This window comes from Pseudomonas sp. BF-R-26, assembly GCF_019947395.1.
Classification (GTDB): Bacteria; Pseudomonadota; Gammaproteobacteria; order Pseudomonadales; family Pseudomonadaceae; genus Aquipseudomonas; species Aquipseudomonas farris.
In genome coordinates this window covers 203,629-224,070 of sequence record NZ_JAGYGK010000001.1, presented here as the reverse complement: position 1 = coordinate 224,070, position 20,442 = coordinate 203,629, and the positions used below count along the sequence as shown (strand labels likewise).

17 protein-coding genes are annotated in these 20,442 nt (G+C 60.0%); 5 read left to right on the top strand and 12 right to left on the bottom strand.

Translation table 11 applies throughout. The features are described from left to right. Window positions 1–94: 94 nt before the first annotated feature. The 7 genes from KGB18_RS01050 to KGB18_RS01020 form a co-directional block, all read right to left on the bottom strand. Window positions 95–1,045 carry a response regulator gene (locus KGB18_RS01050; RefSeq protein ID WP_201061148.1) on the bottom strand — a complete coding sequence of 317 codons (951 nt, stop codon included), beginning with the start codon at window positions 1,043–1,045 and terminating at the stop codon, window positions 95–97. 176 nt (window positions 1,046–1,221) lie between these two features. Continuing rightward, window positions 1,222–1,983, bottom strand: coding sequence for a phosphate signaling complex protein PhoU (gene phoU, locus KGB18_RS01045; RefSeq protein ID WP_007896483.1), 762 nt, complete (start codon window positions 1,981–1,983; stop codon window positions 1,222–1,224). Between the two features lie 71 nt (window positions 1,984–2,054). Further along, window positions 2,055–2,888 carry a phosphate ABC transporter ATP-binding protein PstB gene (gene pstB / locus KGB18_RS01040; protein WP_123720154.1) on the bottom strand — a complete coding sequence of 278 codons (834 nt, stop codon included), beginning with the start codon at window positions 2,886–2,888 and terminating at the stop codon, window positions 2,055–2,057. A 207-nt stretch (window positions 2,889–3,095) separates the two neighbouring features. Continuing rightward, window positions 3,096–4,766, bottom strand: a complete 1,671-nt coding sequence (gene pstA, locus KGB18_RS01035) for a phosphate ABC transporter permease PstA (protein ID WP_123720153.1) — start codon at window positions 4,764–4,766, stop codon at window positions 3,096–3,098. Window positions 4,767–4,781: 15 nt separating this feature from the next. After that, window positions 4,782–6,815: an ABC transporter permease subunit gene (locus KGB18_RS01030; protein ID WP_223569327.1), complete on the bottom strand. Its 2,034-nt coding sequence runs from the start codon at window positions 6,813–6,815 to the stop codon at window positions 4,782–4,784. A 481-nt stretch (window positions 6,816–7,296) separates the two neighbouring features. Continuing rightward, window positions 7,297–8,295: a phosphate ABC transporter substrate-binding protein PstS gene (locus KGB18_RS01025; RefSeq protein ID WP_123720152.1), complete on the bottom strand. Its 999-nt coding sequence runs from the start codon at window positions 8,293–8,295 to the stop codon at window positions 7,297–7,299. A 233-nt stretch (window positions 8,296–8,528) separates the two neighbouring features. Then, window positions 8,529–9,827, bottom strand: coding sequence for an MFS transporter (locus tag KGB18_RS01020; protein WP_123720151.1), 1,299 nt, complete (start codon window positions 9,825–9,827; stop codon window positions 8,529–8,531). Window positions 9,828–10,335: 508 nt separating this feature from the next. On the opposite strand from KGB18_RS01020, the gene KGB18_RS01015 reads away from it, so the two are divergent. Both KGB18_RS01015 and KGB18_RS01010 read left to right on the top strand, forming a co-directional pair. Then, entirely contained in the window at window positions 10,336–10,740 is a 405-nt protein-coding gene (locus KGB18_RS01015; protein ID WP_007896491.1) for an acyl-CoA thioesterase, read from the top strand. A gap of 86 nt (window positions 10,741–10,826) precedes the next feature. Next, window positions 10,827–11,726 (top strand): D-hexose-6-phosphate mutarotase, encoded by a 900-nt coding sequence (locus KGB18_RS01010; RefSeq protein WP_123720150.1) that lies wholly within the window; start codon window positions 10,827–10,829, stop codon window positions 11,724–11,726. 134 nt (window positions 11,727–11,860) lie between these two features. Here the strand turns inward: KGB18_RS01010 and KGB18_RS01005 are convergent, their stop codons facing one another. From KGB18_RS01005 to KGB18_RS00985, 5 genes are all read right to left on the bottom strand, one after another. Next, entirely contained in the window at window positions 11,861–12,397 is a 537-nt protein-coding gene (locus tag KGB18_RS01005; protein ID WP_038983567.1) for a DUF3299 domain-containing protein, read from the bottom strand. Window positions 12,398–12,494: 97 nt separating this feature from the next. Then, on the bottom strand, window positions 12,495–12,743 hold the full coding sequence (locus tag KGB18_RS01000) for a GlsB/YeaQ/YmgE family stress response membrane protein (RefSeq protein WP_007896499.1): 249 nt from the start codon (window positions 12,741–12,743) through the stop codon (window positions 12,495–12,497). Between the two features lie 118 nt (window positions 12,744–12,861). Beyond that, window positions 12,862–13,944, bottom strand: a complete 1,083-nt coding sequence (locus KGB18_RS00995) for a 5-(carboxyamino)imidazole ribonucleotide synthase (protein ID WP_123720149.1) — start codon at window positions 13,942–13,944, stop codon at window positions 12,862–12,864. Between the two features lie 11 nt (window positions 13,945–13,955). After that, complete coding sequence (purE, locus tag KGB18_RS00990) at window positions 13,956–14,447, bottom strand: 5-(carboxyamino)imidazole ribonucleotide mutase (protein WP_003196369.1); 492 nt, start codon at window positions 14,445–14,447, stop codon at window positions 13,956–13,958. Between the two features lie 329 nt (window positions 14,448–14,776). After that, window positions 14,777–15,694 (bottom strand): LysR substrate-binding domain-containing protein, encoded by a 918-nt coding sequence (locus KGB18_RS00985; protein WP_038980569.1) that lies wholly within the window; start codon window positions 15,692–15,694, stop codon window positions 14,777–14,779. Between the two features lie 181 nt (window positions 15,695–15,875). Between KGB18_RS00985 and aspA the strand changes: the two genes are divergently transcribed. The 3 genes from aspA (at window position 15,876) to KGB18_RS00970 (ending at window position 20,418) form a co-directional block, all read left to right on the top strand. Next, window positions 15,876–17,300: an aspartate ammonia-lyase gene (aspA, locus tag KGB18_RS00980; RefSeq protein ID WP_052966087.1), complete on the top strand. Its 1,425-nt coding sequence runs from the start codon at window positions 15,876–15,878 to the stop codon at window positions 17,298–17,300. Window positions 17,301–17,786: 486 nt separating this feature from the next. Further along, window positions 17,787–19,238, top strand: a complete 1,452-nt coding sequence (locus tag KGB18_RS00975) for an alanine/glycine:cation symporter family protein (RefSeq protein ID WP_123720148.1) — start codon at window positions 17,787–17,789, stop codon at window positions 19,236–19,238. Between the two features lie 175 nt (window positions 19,239–19,413). After that, complete coding sequence (locus tag KGB18_RS00970) at window positions 19,414–20,418, top strand: asparaginase (protein ID WP_123720147.1); 1,005 nt, start codon at window positions 19,414–19,416, stop codon at window positions 20,416–20,418. The last annotated feature ends 24 nt before the right edge of the window (window positions 20,419–20,442 follow it).

Here is a 20,442-nt window from a genome sequence, read left to right as displayed (position 1 = left end):
GCAGCAAAGGACGCTCTGCGTCCCATCCGAAGCGGACGCGGAGCGTCCGGGGAGGCATTCCCACGCAGAGCGTGGGAACGATCAGCGGTACATGTTACGCACCCGGTACGAAATGCTTCTGCGCGGTGCCACGGGCGATCAGACGGGAGATGTAGTCGAGCTTCTGTGCATCCTGGTCGACAAAGCGGAAGGTCAGTTGCAGCCATTCGCTGTCAGGTTTCGGCTCGTGGGCGACGATGGCATGCAGATAGCCGTTGAGACGGGCGATTTCGGCATTGTCGCCCTGCTCCAGGTCGAGTACGGCGCTGTCGAGGACTTGCGGCAGGGTGTCGGTGCGTTTCACCACCAGCAGCGCTTCCTTGATGCTCAAGGCTTTGATCACGCATTGCTGGGTGCCGCTCGGCAGGCGCAGTTGGCCTTGGCCACGGCCGCCAGCCGATGCGGCGGAGGCAGCAGGTGCCTTGACCGGCGGGCTGTTAAGCAGGCCGCGAGACGGTGCGGCTGCCGGGGCTGGTGCGGCAGCGGCAGGTCTGGCGAATGGGTTGACCGGTGCCGCCGATGGCGCGACCACGGCTGCCTTGCCGCCAGTGAGCGCGCTAAGGGAGTCGTTGCCGAACGCCGAGTTCATTTTGGTCGGAGCACCGTTCATCAAGGTGTCGAGTTTGCCGACCTTGTTCAGCGCCTGTTTGACCTTGGTCAGCAGCTGTTCGTTGGTGAACGGTTTGCTGACGTAGCCGGAAACCCCGGCCTGAATCGCCTGGACGACGTTCTCTTTGTCGCCACGGCTGGTGACCATCACGAACGGCATGGTTTTGAGGTTGTCCTGCTCGCGGCACCAGGTCAGCAGCTCAAGACCGGACATTTCCGGCATTTCCCAGTCGCACAGAACCAGGTCGAACGCTTCTTTGGCCAGCATGGCCTGGGCCTTTTTACCGTTGACTGCATCTTCGGTCCGGATTCCCGGGAAGTAGTTGCGCAGGCACTTCTTTACCAGGTCACGAATGAACGCCGCATCGTCCACGACCAACACACTAATCTTGCTCATCCAACACCCCTTTAAAAATCCCGGCAAGCATAACGCTGGCTGATGGCACTTTGCCAAAACTCTTCAGTCACGCCGGGACTTTTCGTTCGCGGGTGCTGCTTTTCAATTCTTCAATTCGAAAGCCACGCAAACAAAAACGCCCGGCCAAAGGGCCGGGCGCTTTCCTAGGGGCAGTCTTACTTATCGTCAGCTTTGCCCGGAACATTAGCGGTTTCGGCACTTGTGCCTTCAACTTCTTCCTTCATGCGCTTGAGGCCCAGGTGACGTACGTCGGTGCCGCGCACCAGGTAAATCACCAGTTCCGAGATATTGCGCGCGTGGTCGCCGATCCGCTCCAGGGAACGCAGCACCCAGATAATGCTCAAGACCCGTGAGATAGAGCGCGGGTCTTCCATCATGTAGGTGGCGAGTTCACGCAGTGCGGTCTTGTATTCGCGGTCGATGATCTTGTCGTATTGCGCCACCGACAATGCCAGGTCGGCGTCGAAGCGGGCAAACGCATCCAAGGCATCGCGAACCATGTTGCGCACCTGGTCGCCGATGTGGCGAACCTCGACGTAACCGCGCGGCGCTTCGCCTTCTTCGCACAACTGAATGGCACGACGGGCGATCTTGGTGGCTTCGTCGCCGATGCGCTCCAGGTCGATCACCGACTTGGAGATGCTGATGATCAAACGCAAGTCCGACGCCGCCGGCTGACGACGAGCCAGAATGCGCAGGCATTCTTCGTCGATGTTGCGTTCCATCTGATTGATCTGGTCGTCGATCTCGCGCACTTGCTGGGCCAGGCCAGAGTCGGCCTCGATCAGCGCGGTCACCGCGTCGTTGACCTGCTTTTCCACCAGCCCGCCCATGGCCAGGAGGTGGCTGCGCACTTCCTCGAGCTCAGCGTTGAACTGCGCGGAGATGTGATGGGTAAGGCCTTCTTTACTAATCATGTTGGCGTCCTTGGAGCGTCCGGTAAGGTGCGGTGGACCGCAGCGTCAGTTCAGTGAGCAACAACAGCTTCCTAGCCGTAACGACCGGTAATGTAGTCTTCGGTCTGCTTCTTCGCCGGATTGGTGAACAGGGTATCGGTGTCGCCGAATTCCACCAGTTTGCCCATGTACATGAACGCCGTGTAGTCGGAAACCCGCGCGGCCTGTTGCATGTTGTGGGTCACGATAACAATGGTGAACTTCGATTTCAGTTCGTAGATCAGCTCTTCGACTTTCAGCGTGGAGATCGGGTCGAGTGCCGAGCACGGTTCGTCGAGCAGCAGCACTTCTGGTTCCACGGCGATGGTGCGGGCAATCACCAGACGTTGCTGCTGACCACCGGACAGGCCCAGTGCCGACTCGTGCAGACGGTCTTTGACCTCATCCCACAGCGCCGCGCCTTTCAACGCCCACTCGACGGCTTCGTCGAGGATGCGTTTCTTGTTGATACCCTGGATGCGCAGACCGTAAACCACGTTTTCGTAGATGGTTTTCGGGAACGGGTTGGGCTTCTGGAACACCATGCCGACCCGGCGACGCAGCTCGGCCACGTCCTCGCCCTTGCGGTAGATGTTGTTACCGTAGAGGTTGATCGCGCCTTCGACGCGGCAGCCGTCCACCAGGTCGTTCATGCGGTTGAAGGTGCGCAGCAGCGTGGACTTGCCGCAGCCGGACGGGCCGATGAAGGCGGTCACGCGCTGTTTCGGGATGTTCATGCTGACGTCGAACAGCGCTTGTTTCTCGCCGTAAAACAGGCTCAGGCCCGGTACTTCGATGGCCACGGTTTCCTGCTCGAGGCTCAGGCTCTGTTTGTCGCGGCCCAAGGCCGACATGTTGATGCCGTGAGTGTGTGCTTCGTGCTGCATGGGAGGCTCCCCTGTGCTAACAAATTCGGTTCGTTGAACCGCTGGCTTGGTGTTCGGGCCAGCGGCTTACTCAAAATCTCTGTCTGACGCCGGTCCCTGTGGGAGCTGGCTTGCCTGCGAAGGCATCACTGCGGTGCCTCTGATACACCGCGTCGTTCGCATCGCAGGCAAGCCAGCTCCCACAAGGGACAGCGGCGACCCATTAACTTAGCTATCCAGCGCTTTGTATTTTTCGCGCAGATGGTTACGGATATAAACGGCCGACAAGTTGAGCGTGGCAATCACCAGCACCAGCAGCAATGCAGTGGCATACACCAGCGGCCGCGCGGCTTCGACGTTCGGGCTCTGGAAGCCGACGTCATAAATGTGGAAGCCCAAGTGCATGATCTTCTGGTCCAGGTGCAAGTACGGGTAGTTGCCATCCAGCGGCAGCGACGGCGCCAGTTTCACCACACCCACCAGCATCAGCGGCGCCACTTCACCGGCGGCACGGGCCACGGCGAGGATCATCCCGGTCATCATCGCCGGGCTGGCCATCGGCAGCACGATCTTCCACAAGGTTTCTGCCTTGGTCGCGCCGAGAGCCAACGAGCCTTCGCGCACGGTGCGAGGAATCCGCGCCAGGCCTTCTTCGGTGGCCACGATCACCACCGGCACCGCCAGCAGCGCCAGGGTCAGCGAGGCCCAAAGCAAGCCCGGCGTACCAAAGGTCGGCGCCGGCAATGCTTCAGGGAAGAACAACCGGTCGACCGAACCACCGAGCACGTAGACGAAGAAGCCCAGACCAAACACACCGTAAACAATGGCCGGAACACCCGCCAGGTTGTTCACTGCAATGCGGATCAGCCGAGTCATCGGCCCTTGCCGCGCATATTCACGCAGGTAAACCGCCGCCAGCACGCCGAATGGCGTCACGATCATCGCCATGATCAATGTCATCATCACGGTGCCGAAAATCGCCGGGAAAATCCCGCCTTCGGTGTTGGCTTCACGCGGGTCATCACTGAGGAATTCCCAGACCTTGCTGAAGTAGAAGCCGATCTTGGTGAAGGTGCCCATGGCGTTCGGCTGGTAGGCGTGAACCACTTTACCGATGCCGATTTCGACCTCTTTACCGTTTGCGTCGCGAGCGGTCAGGCTGTCGCGGTTGAATTGGGCATGCAGATCATTCAGGCGCGCTTCGATTTCCTGATAACGCGCATTCAGCTCGGCGCGCTCGGACTCGAGGTCCGCTTGGGCGGCAGCGTCGAGACGGCCGGCCAGTTCCAGTTTGCGACCGTGCAGACGCACACGTTCGAGGCCGGCGTTGATTGCGCCGATGTCGACCTTTTCCAGGGTCTTGAGCTGTGCGGCGAGCTGGTTGACGCGATCCACGCGCGTCTGCAACTCAGGCCATGCGGCCTCGCCTTCAGCAATGACTTTGCCGTCCTGCTTAACGTTGACCAGGTAGCCGTAGAAGTTGCCCCACTCGCGACGCTCGATAGCCATCAGCTCGGGTGGAGTCTTCTGGTTGGTCAGCCACTCGCCGACAATCCAGGTGAAGTCAGTGCCGTTCAGATCACGGTTGCCGACCTTGATCAGCTCGCGAGTCATGAACTCCGGGCCCTGATCGGGCACCGGCAGGCCAGCGCTTTTCAGGCGCTCGCGTGGCACTTCTTCCTTCTGCACCACTTCGCCGATGACGAGGTGATTGGCTTGGCCTGGCACGTCGTAACTGGCGTGGATCAGGTCCGCCGGCCAGAAGTGACCCAGACCGCGCACGGCAATCACCGCCAGCAGGCCAATGGTCATGATGACCGCAATGGACACCGCGCCACCGCTGATCCAGACGCCGGGGGCGCCGCTCTTGAACCATCCATTCAGGGAGTTCTGTTTCACAGACTTCTACCTTTCTTAAAGCGACGAGTATTTCTTGCGCAGACGCTGACGAATCAGTTCCGCGAGGGTGTTCATGACGAAGGTGAACAACAGCAGCACCAGCGCCGAGAGGAACAGCACGCGGTAGTGGCTGCCGCCGACTTCCGACTCAGGCATTTCCACCGCGACGTTGGCCGCCAGGGTGCGCAGGCCTTCGAACAGGTTCATTTCCATGACCGGGGTGTTACCGGTGGCCATCAGCACGATCATGGTTTCACCGACCGCACGACCCATGCCGATCATCAGCGCGGAGAAAATGCCCGGGCTGGCGGTGAGGATCACCACGCGGGTCATGGTCTGCCATGGCGTGGCACCGAGGGCCAGGGAGCCCAGGGTCAGGCCGCGAGGCACGCTGAACACGGCGTCTTCGGCGATGGAGTAGATGTTCGGAATGACCGCGAAGCCCATGGCCAGACCGACTACCAGAGCGTTGCGCTGGTCGTAGGTAATCCCCAGGTCGTGGGAGATCCACATGCGCATGTCGCCGCCGAAGAACCAGGTTTCCATGTACGGGCTCATGTACAGCGACAACCAGCCCACAAACAGAATTACCGGAATCAGGATCGCGCTTTCCCAGCCGTCCGGCACTTTCAGGCGGATGGATTCAGGCAGGCGACTGAAGGTGAAACCGGCGACCAGGATGCCAATTGGCATCAACAGCAGCAGACTGAAAATCCCCGGCAAATGACCTTCCACATACGGCGCCAGGAACAGGCCGGCGAAGAAGCCGAGGATCACCGTCGGCATCGCTTCCATCAGCTCGATCACCGGCTTGACCTTGCGACGCATGCCCGGAGCCATGAAGTACGCGGTGTAGATCGCAGCGGCCACGGCCAGTGGCGCGGCCAGCAGCATCGCGTAGAACGCAGCTTTCAGGGTACCGAAGGTCAGCGGCGAGAGGCTCAGCTTGGGTTCGAAGTCGGTGTTGGCGGCGGTCGATTGCCAGACGTATTTAGGCTCGTCGTAGTTCTCGTACCAGACCTTGCTCCACAACGCGCTCCACGAGACTTCCGGGTGTGGGTTGTCGAGCAGCAACGGTTGCAGCTTGCCGCCCTGCTCCACGATCACGCGGTTGGCCCGTGGCGACATGCCGAAAAGGCCTTGGCCGTCGACCACCTGATCCACCAGTAAAGTGCGATGAGCGGTGCTGTGGAACACGCCGAGTTTGCCGGACGCATCGAGGGCAACGAAGCCTTTGCGACGCTCTTCGGCGGTGATTTCAACGATCGGCGCAGTGCCCATCTGGAAGGTGCGAATCTGCTTCAGACGCTGCTCACCATCCGGGTCGCGAGCCATGAACCATTGGGCGAGACCACCCTTGGAGTCACCGACGATCAGCGAGATACCGCCCAACAATTGTGTAATAGCGGTTACTTCGGCATTGCCGTCTTCAAGCAACTTGTAGCGCCCGTTCAGGCTCTTGTCGCGCAGACTGAAAACGTCGGCCTGAGCGCGACCATTGACCACGTACAACCACTGCTGACGCGGGTCGATGAAGATGTTCTTCACCGGCTCGGTCATTTGCGGCAGCTCAACGCGCTTCTGCTCGTTGGTGACTTCGCCGGTCATCATGTTTTCTTCGCTGGTCAGCGACAGGACATGCAGCTGCGCAGCCGTGGAGCCGGCCAGCAGCAGGGTCGAATCGGCAGCGTTGAGGCTGACGTGCTCCAGAGCGCCGCCCGCCTCGTTCAGCACGATTGGCGTTTCGCCGTACGGGTATTCAATGGCCGGCGAGATGGTTTTCTTGCCGTCCGGGTAGCTGACTTTATACGTGTGACGGAACACCAGCGCCTGACCGTTGGACAAACCCACCGCCACCAATGGCTGGCCAGGTTGATCTTCACCGATGGAGGTCACGCTGGTGCCAGCCGGAATCGGCAGGTCGACGCGGCGCAGTTCGGCGCCGGTGTCGATATCAAAGAACAATGCCTGGCCCTTGTCGGAAACCCGCATGGCGACCTGGTTCTGCTCTTCGAGGGAAATCATCAGCGGCTTGCCGGCGTCTTGCATCCAGGCGGGCGTGATGGCGTCTTTGGCGGTCAGGTCGGCACCCTGGAACAGCGGCGCGACGACATAACCGAGGAAGAAAAAGATCAGGGTGATCGCGCCAAGAACGGCGAGGCCGCCCACGAGGACGTACCAGCGGGTCAGGCGATCTTTCAGCGCACGAATACGGCGCTTGCGTTGCAGCTCAGGCGTATTGAAGTCAATTCGCTTGGGGGGATTTGTAGTCATGGTGGAGTTGGCCAGATCATTCATGCGCACACCCTAGCGATCCTGTATGACAGAAAGATGACAATGCAGTGACGCAACAAATCCGCCGTCGGGAGAATCCGGCAGCGGAGTAAAAATTGGGGGGGTGTAGGAGCTGTCGAGGGAACCGAGGCTGCGATCTTTTGATCTTGCAGTTGGAAAGCCAGATCAAAAGATCGCAGCCTCGTTTCACTCGACAGCTCCTACACAGGTCCGGGTTTAGCCCGGACCTAGGGTTTTACTTTTTTGCGACGTTACCGCCTTCCTGCAGACCCAGGTCAGCCAGTGCTTTTGCAGCAACCTTGGCTGGCAGCGGGATGTAGCCGTCTTTCACAACCACTTCCTGACCCTGTTTGGACAGAATCAGTTTCACGAACTCGGCTTCCAGCGGGGCCAGAGGCTTGTTCGGGGCCTTGTTGACGTAAACGTAGAGGAAACGTGACAGCGGATACTTGCCGTTCAAGGCGTTTTCTTCAGTATCTTCAACGAACTCGGTGCTGCCTTTCTTGGCCAGGGCCACGGTTTTCACGCTGGCGGTCTTGTAGCCGATGCCCGAGTAACCGACGCCGTTCAGCGAGGAGCTGATCGATTGCACGACCGAAGCCGAGCCTGGTTGTTCGTTGACGTTAGGTTTGTAGTCGCCTTTGCACAGGGCTTCTTCTTTGAAGTAGCCGTAAGTGCCGGATACCGAGTTACGACCGAACAGCTGAACCGGCTTATTGGCCAGGTCGCCGGTCACGCCCAGGTCACCCCAGGTTTTCACGTCGGTTTTACCGCCACACAGGCGCGTCGAAGAGAAGATCGCGTCGACCTGTTCCATGGTCAGGTGCTTGATCGGGTTGTCTTTGTGTACGAACACCGCCAAGGCATCCACAGCAACCGGGATAGCGGTTGGCTTGTAGCCATACTTGGTTTCGAAGGCTTGCAGTTCGTTGTCCTTCATCTTACGGCTCATCGGGCCCAGGTTAGCGGTGCCTTCAGTCAGCGCAGGTGGCGCGGTAGAAGAACCGGCAGCCTGAATCTGGATGTTTACGTTCGGGTATTCTTTTTTGTAGTTCTCAGCCCACAGGGTCATGAGGTTAGCCAGGGTATCGGAGCCGACGCTGGACAGGTTGCCCGACACACCAGTGGTCTTGGTGTAGCTCGGGATAGCAGGGTCAACAGCGGCAACCGCGTTGGCAGTCGCAACGCCAGCAGCGACAAAAGTCATTGCCGCCATCAAACGCTTCAGTTTCATGCCTTACTCCTAGCAGATAGGTGTGTTAAGTCGGGGCCAAGTATCAGCAGGCCGTGTGAACACTCTATGGCTGAAATATGACAATTGGATGAAAGGCCAGCATCTAGCGATAGATCGTTCCCACGCTCTGCGTGGGAATGCATCTCGGGACGCTCTGCGTCCCATTCAAAAGCGGACGCAGAGCGTCCATGGCGGCATTCCCACGCAGAGCGTGGGAACGATCGGTTACAAGGTTAGCGCCCTTTCTTCCAGAGATACGCCCCTACCAAAATCCCAACGCCGCAAATGATCGCCACATAATAGGCAGGCCCCATCGGGCTTTCCTTCAGCAGCAACGTCACCACCATCGGCGTCAGGCCACCGAAAATCGCGTAAGCCAGGTTGTAGGAAAACGACAACCCGCTGAACCGCACCACCGCCGGGAAGGCTTTGACCATCACATACGGCACCGCACCGATGGTCCCGACCAGCAGACCGGTCAGGGCATACATCGGGAACAGCCAGTCGGGATGGTTGAACAGGCTGTGATAGAACGTCCACGAACTGATCAGCAGCGCGGCGCTACCGAACACGAACACCCGGCCAGCGCCGAAGCGGTCAGCCAGAGTACCGGAGGCTACACAGCCCAGGCTCAGGAACACGATGGCCAGGCTGTTGGCCTGCAACGCGGTAGTCGGCGAGAAGTGGTAAACGGTCTGCAGCACGGTCGGCGTCATGAGGATGATCACGATGATGCCGGCGGACAGCAGCCAGGTCAGCAGCATGGAAATCAGGATCGCACCGCGATGGTCGCGCAACACGGCGCGCAGCGGCACTTCCTCGGCCAGGGCCTTGCGCAATTGAAGCTCGGCGAACACCGGAGTTTCGTGGAGCCAACGGCGCAGGTAGACCGAGAACAGGCCAAACACACCGCCCAGCAGGAACGGGATCCGCCAGGCGTAATCCGAAACTTCAACCGGTGTGTAAATGCTGTTGATCGCGGTGGCGACCAATGAGCCCAAAAGAATACCGGCGGTCAGACCGCAGGTCAGCGTTCCGCAGGCATAACCGATGTGCCGCTGTGGCACGTGTTCGGAAACGAATACCCAAGCCCCCGGCACTTCACCGCCAATCGCCGCGCCCTGGATCACCCGCATCAGCAGCAACAGGATCGGCGCCCACATACCAATCTGCGCATAAGTCGGCAGCAAGCCCATGATCAGGGTCGGCACTGCCATCATGAAAATGCTCAAGGTGAACATCTTCTTGCGCCCCAGCAGATCACCGAAGTGCGCCATGACGATGCCACCCAGCGGCCGCGCCAGGTAGCCAGCGGCGAAGATGCCGAAAGTCTGCATCAGGCGCAGCCACTCGGGCATGTCGGCAGGAAAGAACAGCTTGCCGACCACCGTGGCAAAGAACACAAAGATGATGAAGTCGTAAAACTCCAGCGCGCCGCCCAGGGCAGACAGCGATAACGTCTTATAGTCGTTGCGGGTCAGCGGACGTGCGGATTGGTTGGGCTGCGCGATGCTCGAGGGCGCTGTGGTCATGGCAAGGGCTTCTCTTATAGTCGGATCTGCAACCTCAACAACGCTGGCTGAGGCTTGGGCAGGTTCGGCACGATAGCAAATTGTTCAAAAAAGCACATAGAGGCGCGTATTTGACGGTCAAAATGAGAACCGGACGGTCGTCTCGGAGTCTACCGATCGATATACTCGTAACATTGCAACGGCTTGTAAGGGGTTGCTGTGCGAAACCGTCGTTGGCATCCGTCAGCCGATTTCGCAGAGTTTCCCTTTAGGCGCCTTACGAAAAACGTGACGAACGTAGTATGTTCGGGGCTGAATCGTTTTTCCAAGGCTCCAGTGCGCAAAGTCGCCGAGCGAAGGTCAGGCAAGGCAAAAACAGGCGAGGACGCGGAGTTTGCTGCTGTAAATGAGCGTCCGAGCCTGTTTTTAACGCAGCATGACCGAGCGCAGGCACTTTGCGCGCGGAGCCGTAAGACGGCTATTCACCCGCTACATACATGAAGAGTCACGGGTCAGAGGCACCCCCGGCATGATAGAGCTCGAACAAGAAGATCCAATCCCGCAAGGCGACCTGGCCCTGCAAATCACCGCGCTTCCGCGCGAAACCAATGGCTTTGGCGATATTTTCGGCGGCTGGCTGGTGGCGCAGATGGATTTGGCTGGCACCGCAATGGCCAGCAAGGTCGCCGGTGGTCGCGTGGCCACCGTAGCGATCGATCGCATGGCGTTCCTGGTGCCGGTAGCGGTGGGTGCTCAGCTCTCCTTCTATACCCAGGCCCTGGAAATCGGCCGCAGCTCGATTCAGATGATGGTCGAAGTCTGGAGCGACGATCCACTGTCCAGCGAATGGCGTAAAGTGACCGAAGCAGTCTTCGTGTTTGTCGCCATCGACGGCAGCGGCCGCACTCGCTCGGTTCCGCCTAGAGCTCGTTAAACCGGAGCCCGTAAAAAAAGTGGGCGTTAAACCCGGCGACCGTTTTGCGGTCCATTGCAGTCCTGTTCCTGATCGAGAGTTGCCCCATGAGCACGCCCAACGTTGAAGCCGTGAAACTGGATGAACTGAACTGCTGGCGCATCCGCCACGGTCAGGCCGAATTGCTGGTGGCCCAGCAAGGCGCGCACATCCTCAGTTATCAACTGGCCGGCGAGCCGCCGCTGATCTGGCTCAACGACGAGGCGGTATTCAAGACTGGCAAGAGCATCCGCGCCGGCGTGCCGGTGTGCTGGCCATGGTTCGGCAATCTGTCGCGTAACCCGCAGAGCGTCCAGGCCATGCGCGTCAGCCAGGAACCGCCGACCGCTCATGGTCTGGTGCGGGCGATGGACTGGGAACTGGGCGGCATCGAAACCGAGGGCGAAAGCCTGAAAGTGGAATTCGTCCTGCCCTACCCCGAAGGCGGTCTGCCGGGATGGCCGCATCAGGTGGACTTGAAACTGAGCATTCGTCTGGATGAGCAGTTGCATATCAGCCTGACGAGCGAAAACAAGGGCGCCGAACCCGTCACGATCAGCCAGGCATTGCACAGCTATTTCGCGGTCAGCGATGTGCGCAACGTGCACGTTGAAGGGCTGGATGGCTTGAGCTATATCGAAACGCTGGACGACTGGAAAACCGTCACCCAGACCGGTGATCTGCGTTTTACCGGCGAGACCGACCGCATCTATCTCAATACCCCACCGAAGCTGAGCATCGTTGACCCGCACTGGGAACGACGCATCGAACTGACCAGCAGCGGTTCGCGCTCTGCGGTGATCTGGAACCCCTGGATCGACCGCGCCGCAGCGTTCAGCGACATGGCCGACGATGGCTGGCAGCGCATGCTATGCATTGAAACGGCGAATGTGATGGGTGATGTGGTGACGCTGGCACCAGGAGTGAGCCACACCCTGGGCGTGAGCATCGGTAGCAAGCCTTTATAGCAACACCGTAAACCAATGTAGGAGCGAGCCTGCTCGCGATGAGGCCATAACATCCAACATCAATGTTGACTGTTAAACCGCCATCGCGAGCAGGCTCGCTCCCACAGTTGGTTAGTGCCGACCTGACTGGCGCGCTACAAATCCGACTCTTTGACCACCCGCACCTGCGCGGCATCCAGCGCATACGCCGCATCCGCCAGGTCGTTGTTGACCTTCTCGATCTTCAGCGTGCCGGTCACCCACAGCGGCGTGTAGATGTCATTCAGCTTCAAGCCTTTTGGATAACGCACCAGCACCAACTGGTTAGGTGGCGGTGGCGGCACGTGGATGCAAGCGCCGGGATACGGCACAAGGAAGAACAGCGTGCTGTGACCCTTGGCGTCGGATTCCAGCGGTACCGGATAACCGCCAATGCGGATGTGTTTGTCGTTCATCGACGGCACGGTTTTGGTCGAGTACATCACCGCCGGCAAGCCCTTGCTCTGCTTCATGCCACCCTTTTGGGTAAAGGTGCCGTTGGCTTCGGGGGAGTTGTGGTCGATTTCGGGCATGGCCTCGAGGGCTTTCTGGTCCGACTTGGGCATCAGTTCGAGCCAGTCGGTTTCCGGCAGTTCGCCGGCATGGGCCAAACCACTGCCCAGGAAGAGAAGAGTCAGCAGAAGACGGCGCATGAAAGTGCTCGGCAAAGGATAGGACAATGTGACGATGGCAACGCCAAGCATTCTAGCCCTCTCCGACGATGGCGCAGAGAGGGCTTTGTCACTTCAATCAGGTCCTTTTTTTGATCAGGCCGTAGATCACCAGCAATACCACCGCGCCCACCAGCGCACCGATGAAACCTGCGCCTTCGCCAGCGCGGTAAATGCCCAGGGCCTGGCCGCCGTAAGTGGCCGCCAGCGAACCGCCGATACCGAGCAGGATGGTCATGATCCAGCCCATGCTGTCATCGCCCGGTTTCAAGAACCGAGCCAGCAGGCCGACGATCAAGCCGATAAAGATGGTTCCGATAATTCCCATGGCATTTCCCTCTGAATGATTTGGTGAGACAGGACACCTAGCCGAAGCCTAGACAGACTTTGGCATCCTGCCATCAGAGAACGGCGGCCCCTGAAGGTTCCGCCGCTGCCACATGAAACTATTCGGCGATGAGCGCTTCGACCTTGAGGATCTGCGCAGCCAACGTCTCACGGTCTGCACAGCGCAGATTGGCGTGACCGACCTTGCGGCCGACCTTGAAAGCCTTGCCGTAGTGATGCAGATGGCAGTCGTCGATCGCGATCACTTTTTCTACTGGCGGCACGACACCGATGAAGTTGAGCATCGCGCTCTCGCCGACCTTGGCCGTCGAGCCCAGCGGCAGACCGGCGACGGCCCGCAGGTGGTTTTCGAACTGGCTGCACTCGGCGCCTTCAGTGGTCCAGTGCCCGGAGTTGTGCACGCGCGGGGCGATTTCGTTGGCCTTGAGGCCGCCGTCGACTTCAAAGAACTCGAACGCCATCACGCCGACGTACTCCAGCTGCTTGAGTACGCGACTGGAGTAATCTTCAGCCAACGCTTGCAGCGGGTGATCGGTGCTGGCCACGGACAGCTTGAGAATGCCGCTGTCGTGGGTGTTGTGAACCAGCGGATAGAACTTGGTTTCGCCATCGCGAGCACGCACGGCAATCAGCGAGACTTCGCCAGTGAACGGTACGAAGCCTTCCAGCAGGCAGGCAACGCTGCCCAGCTCGGCGAAAGTGCCAGCCACATCTTCAAGCTTGCGCAGGACTTTCTGGCCCTTGCCGTCGTAACCCAGGGTGCGGGTTTTCAGCACGGCCGGCAGACCGATGGAAGCCACGGCGGCATCCAGATCGGCTTGCGACTGGATGTCGGCGAACGCGGGAGTTGGAATCCCCAGGTCCTTGAACATGCTCTTTTCGAACCAGCGATCGCGAGCGATGCGCAGCGCTTCGGCGCTCGGGTACACCGGGACGAATTGCGACAGGAATGCCACAGTTTCGGCCGGGACGCTTTCGAACTCGAAGGTCACCAGATCGACTTCATCGGCCAACTGACGCAGGTGATCCTGATCGCCGTAATCGGCCCGCAGATGTTCGCCCAACGCAGCTGCACAAGCATCCGGCGCCGGGTCGAGGAAAGCGAAGTTCATGCCCAGCGGAGTGCCCGCCAGCGCCAACATGCGACCCAACTGGCCGCCACCGATTACACCGATTTTCATCGTCAACAACCTCAGGCGATGCGTGGGTCTGGATTGTCCAGGACGCTGTCTGTCTGCTCAGCGCGGAATTTCTTCAACACGGTATGAAATTGCGGATGCTTGGCGCCCAGGATGCTCGCCGAGAGCAGCGCTGCGTTGATTGCGCCGGCCTTGCCGATGGCCAGGGTGGCAACCGGAATGCCTGCCGGCATTTGCACGATAGACAGCAGCGAATCGACGCCCGAGAGCATCGACGACTGTACCGGCACGCCCAGCACCGGCAGGTGGGTCTTGGCCGCACACATGCCTGGCAAGTGGGCCGCGCCACCGGCACCGGCGATGATCACCTCGATGCCACGGGCCTCAGCCTCTTCGGCGTACTGGAACAGCAGGTCCGGGGTGCGGTGGGCAGAGACCACTTTCACCTCGTAAGGGATGCCGAGCTTTTCCAGCATATCGGCGGTGTGGCTAAGGGTGGACCAATCGGACTTGGAGCCCATGATCACGCCAACCAGTGCGCTCATCGTCGTGCCTCTTCTCTCTGGGCGCCCGCAGGCGCGTCAAAAAACAACAAGCCACGCAGAATGCGTGGCTTGATTGTACGAAAAATGGCCGGACGAACCGGCCGAAGGCCGCGCAGTATACCTCAATGAAGCAGATAAACAGCCCCCGATGCGACCATCTGTCATACGGCGCAAAGTGCCGGTTTTATTGACCTCAAGGTCAATCAAATCCACCACAAATCCCTGTGGGAGCTGGCTTGCCTGCGATGAGGCCGGCATAGCAAACAATGATGTTGCCTGACACGCCGCAATCGCGGGCAAGCCCGCTCCCACAGGGTTCTTCGTTGTCTTCAAGAAACGGGGGTGGTTTGGGCCGCACCGCCTTCAAGCTTGCGCCACAACAACCGCACGTTCGCCTTGCGCACCAATGCGCAGCGGTACAGACGGATCTCCAGTGGCACATGCCATTGCGGGCCGCCGCAGACCACCAACTCGCCGCGAGCCAGTTCGGCGCGCACGCTCAGTTGCGGTACCCAGGCGATGCCAAGGCCTTCCAGCGCCATGCTTTTCAGGCTGTCGGCCATGGCGGTTTCGTAAATAGTGGTGAATCGCAGCGCCCGCTGGCGCAACAGCATGTTCACCGAACGTCCAAGAAACGCACCGGCGCTGTAGGCCAATAGCGGCACGCTGGCCTCGCCTTCCAGGTCGAACAACGGTTTGCCATCGGCATCGGCGGCGCAGACCGGGAGCATTTCGGTGTCCCCCAGGTGCAGCGACGGGAAAATCTCCGGGTCCATTTGCATGGCCGCATCCGGGTCGTAAAACGCCAGCATCAGATCGCAGCCGCCTTCGCGCAATGCATGCACGGCATCACCAACGTTGGTCGCCACCAGTCGCGTGGCGATGTTCAGCCCTTCGTTGCGCAACTGCGCGATCCAGCGCGGGAAGAAACCCAGCGCCAGGGAGTGAGCGGCGGCAACCTGCATCACCTCGCCCTGCCCGCCCTCCAAGTGATGAAGGTGACGCAGCACTTCACCCAGCTGTTCAACCACGGTTCGCGCGGTGACTAGAAATAGCTGTCCCGCCGCCGTCAGCTCAACCGGCGTGCGGGAGCGATTGACCAGAGTCAGCCCCAGCGCGGCTTCGAGGCTGCGGATCCGCCGACTGAATGCAGGCTGGGTCACGAAGCGTCGTTCAGCCGCCTGGGAGAAGCTGCGGGTGGCGGCCAGAGCACTAAAGTCCTCGAGCCATTTGCTTTCCAGATTCATCACGCCCCTCCCGGACACGCACCAATTTAGGTCACACGCTCGCCGCACGCGCGGCGTCACATGGGCATTATGCCGAATGTGCATAGGCTAGTGTTTAACAGCATTGGCCCAAAATTATTCACAAGCCTAGCATTTGCGGTGTTCCGGCACAGACCGGGTCCCTATCGAGATGATTTCTATCATGTCCTCCGCTGCATCTTTCCGCACAGAAAAAGACCTGCTTGGCGTACTCGAAGTACCTGCTCAAGCGTATTACGGCATCCAGACCCTGCGAGCGGTGAACAACTTCCGTCTCTCCGGCGTTCCGATTTCGCATTACCCGAAGCTGGTTGTCGGCCTGGCAATGGTCAAACAGGCCGCCGCTGACGCCAACCGCGAGTTGGGTCACCTGAGCGAAGCCAAGCACGCTGCCATCAGCGAAGCCTGTGCCCGATTGATCCGCGGCGATTTCCACGAAGAATTCGTGGTGGACATGATTCAAGGCGGCGCTGGCACTTCGACCAACATGAATGCCAACGAAGTCATCGCCAACATCGCGCTGGAGGCCATGGGCCACAGCAAGGGCGAATACCAGTACCTGCACCCGAACAACGACGTGAACATGGCGCAGTCGACCAACGACGCCTACCCGACCGCGATCCGTCTGGGTCTGCTGCTGGGTCACGACGCGCTGCTGGCCAGCCTCGACAGCCTGATCCAGTCGTTCGCTGCCAAAGGTGAAGAATTCAGCCACGTTCTGAAGATGGGTCGTACCCAGCTGCAAGACGCCGTGCCGATGACCCTGGGCCAGGAATTCCGCGCCTTCGCCACAACCCTGAGCGAAGACCTGGCGCGTCTGAAAACCTTGGCACCTGAGCTGCTGACCGAAGTGAACCTGGGCGGCACCGCGATCGGTACCGGCATCAACGCCGACCCGCGTTACCAGGCCCTGGCCGTTCAGCGCCTGGCTCTGATCAGCGGTCAACCGCTGGTTCCAGCCGCCGACCTGATCGAAGCCACCTCCGACATGGGCGCCTTCGTGCTGTTCTCCGGCATGCTCAAACGCACCGCGGTCAAGCTGTCGAAGATCTGCAACGACCTGCGCCTGCTGTCCAGCGGCCCACGCACCGGCATCAACGAAATCAACCTGCCAGCGCGTCAGCCAGGCAGCTCGATCATGCCAGGCAAGGTCAACCCGGTTATCCCGGAAGCCGTGAACCAGGTTGCGTTCCAGATCATCGGCAACGACCTGGCCCTGACCATCGCTGCCGAAGGCGGCCAGCTGCAACTGAACGTGATGGAGCCGCTGATCGCGTTCAAGATCTTTGACTCGATCCGCCTGCTGCAACGCGCCATGGACATGCTGCGCGAGCACTGCATCGTCGGTATCACCGCCAACGAAGAGCGCTGCCGTGAACTGGTCGAACACTCGATCGGCCTGGTCACCGCGCTGAACCCGTACATCGGCTACGAAAACGCCACCCGCATTGCCCGTATCGCGCTTGAAAGCGGCCGCGGCGTGCTGGAACTGGTGCGCGAAGAAGGCTTGCTCGACGAAGAAATGCTCGCCGACATCCTGCGCCCGGAAAACATGATTGCTCCGCGTCTGGTGCCTTTGAAGGCTTAACCGAACGCAGGCTCTTTTGAAGAGCACGCTCACCAGGTCGAGGGACTAGACACCTCTCACCTTTTGAGGGCTTGGGGATTTACTCCCTCAAGCCCTTTTTTTTAACCCTTTTGCGGATTTTCGAATATGCTGAATGCTTTCAGTTCCGCCAAGATCGCAGCCTTCGGCAGCTCCTACCGGGTTTGAGACCCTCTGTAGAGGCTACCGAAGGCTGCGATTTTTTGATTTTGCAGCGCTCTCGTTTCGTCGCTTGCACCACAATCGTGCAGACGGACGGCACTCTCCTTATGTATAGTGCCGGCCCTCTTCGCGTGAGCGGTCGTCGTTAACGAGACCCAAACCCATGCGAAACCCGAACTAATAAAACCCGCGATATGGAACCGGAACGAACCTCGATCCACTTGTTGTGCCACGCGCAAGCCGGTGTAACGCGATGTGTCGGTCCATCCAGTATCTGCACACACAAAAAATAGCGAGGAATAATCCATGCTCGAAGTCATCAACGACTTCCTCTCAGGGAAAGTACTGATCGTGCTCATTGTCGGGCTCGGTAGCTACTTCACGATCCGCTCGCGTTTCGTTCAGTTCCGCCATTTCTTTCACATGTTCGCGGTGTTCCGTGACAGCCTCAAAAGCAGCGCTGGCCAGCTCAGCTCGTTCCAGGCCCTGATGCTCAGCCTCGCCGGTCGCGTCGGTGCGGGCAACATCGCGGGTGTCGGCATCGCCGTGACCCTTGGTGGCCCCGGTGCCGTGTTCTGGATGTGGGTGACCGCGCTGGTCGGCATGTCCAGCAGCTTCTTCGAATGCTCCCTCGGCCAGCTCTACAAGCGCTGCGACTCCGAAGGCCAGTTCCGTGGCGGCCCGTCCTTCTACATTCAACACGGCCTGCAGAAGCGCTGGCTGGGCATGATCATGGCGTTCCTGCTGCTGATCACCTTCGGCTTCGCCTTCAACGGCCTGCAAGCCCATGCCGTGACCCACTCGCTGAACAACGCGTTCGGCTTCGACACCACTTACACCGGGCTGGCCCTGGCGGTGTTACTGGGTCTGGTGTTCATCGGCGGGATCAAGCGAATCGCCAAGGTCGCTGACCTGCTGGTACCGGTCAAAACCCTGGCCTACATCGGCGTGACCCTCTACGTGATCGTGCTGCAGTTCGACCACGTTCCAGGCATGTTGATGACCATCGTCAAAAGCGCCTTCGGTCTGGATCAGGCGTTCGGCGGCCTGATCGGCAGCGCGATCGTCATGGGCGTGAAGCGCGGCGTATTCGCCAACGAAGCAGGCCTGGGCAGTGCGCCAAACGTAGCCGCAGTAGCCTCGGTCGAGCACCCTGTCTCGCAAGGTGTAATTCAGGCGTTCAGCGTGTTCCTCGACACCTTCGTGATCTGCACCTGCACCGCATTGCTGATCCTGCTGTCGGGCTTCTACACCGCGGGCTTTGAAGGTGACGGCATTGCCTTGACCCAGAACTCCCTGGCCGCCGTGGTCGGCGACTGGGGCCGGATATTCATTTCGGTGGCCCTGTCGTTGTTCGTGTTCACCTCGATCCTCTACAACTACTACTTGGGCGAGAGCAACCTGCGCTTCATGATCGGCGAAAACCGCAAGGTGCTGATCGGCTATCGCGCGCTGGTACTGGTGTTGATTTTCTGGGGTGCCATCGAAAACCTCGGCACTGTGTTCGCCTTCGCCGACATCACCATGACCATGCTGGCATTCGTGAACCTGATCGCGCTGTTCCTGCTGTTCAAGGTCGGCATGCGCATCCTGCGTGACTACGATGACCAGCGCGCTGCCGGCATCAAGACCCCGGTGTTCGATTCGAGCAAGTTCCCGGATCTGGACCTGGACCTGAAAGCCTGGCCAGCCAATCCGGCAGCTGCCACTCCACAGGCAGACGCCGAGCCGCAAGGCGTTACCGCAGCGCAACGCTGATCGGTAAAAAACCGGGCGCATCCCCTGCGCCCGGCGTGACACAGCTTGCGACCGGCGTCATGCTCGGTCGCATGTTGTGGCAGCTTTTTTGATGCTGCCGTTTTGGTTCGAGCTTGAGACCACATCGCTGCCATCGCGAGCAGGCTCGCTCCCACATCGTTTTCGGAGAACCTCCATGAATTCCTCGACTTTTCCTGCTGCCCAGCACGTCATGGTGCTCTACACCGGCGGCACCATCGGCATGCAAGCCAGTGCCCACGGCTTGGCCCCGGCGTCCGGTTTCGAAGCGCGGATGCGCGGATATCTGCACAGCCAGCCTGAGCTGGTAGTGCCGCAGTGGCGCTTTCGCGAGATGTCGCCGCTGATCGACAGCGCCAACATGACGCCCGCCTACTGGCAGCAATTGCGTGAAGCAGTGGTCGACGCCGTTGATGTCCAGGGCTGCGACAGCGTGTTGATCCTGCATGGCACCGACACCCTGGCCTACAGCGCCGCAGCCATGAGCTTTCAGTTGCTCGGCCTGCATGCCCGCGTGGTGTTCACCGGCTCCATGCTGCCGGCCGGCGTGACCGACAGCGATGCCTGGGAAAACCTCAGCGGTGCGTTGGTTGCTCTTGGCCAGGGCCTCGCACCGGGCGTTCATCTGTACTTCCACGGCGAACTGCTCGACCCGACCCGTTGCGCGAAGGTTCGCAGTTTCGGTCGTCATCCATTCAAGCGGCTGGAGCGTCAGGGCGGCGGCGTGAAGGCGACTTCCGTGCCGGCGCAGCTGAACTACAACCAGCCTAAACAGCTGGCGAAGGTCGCGGTGTTGCCGCTGTTCCCAGGCATCGGTGCCGATCAACTGGATGGCCTGCTCAACAGCGGTATTCAGGGCCTGGTGCTGGAATGTTATGGCAGCGGTACCGGGCCAAGCGACAACCCCGAGTTTCTCGCCAGCCTGGAACGGGCGCGGAACAAAGGTGTGGTGGTGGTCGCGGTGACGCAATGTCATGAAGGTGGTGTGCAGCTCGACGTGTATGAGGCGGGCAGCCGCTTGCGTGACGCCGGTGTGTTGTCCGGTGGCGGCATGACTCGCGAGGCGGCATTCGGCAAATTGCAGGGGTTGCTGGGCGCAGGGCTCGAGACTGCTGAAGTTCGGCGGCTGGTTGAACTCGACCTGTGCGGCGAACTTATCTGATCCGACAAAAAACCCTGTGGGAGC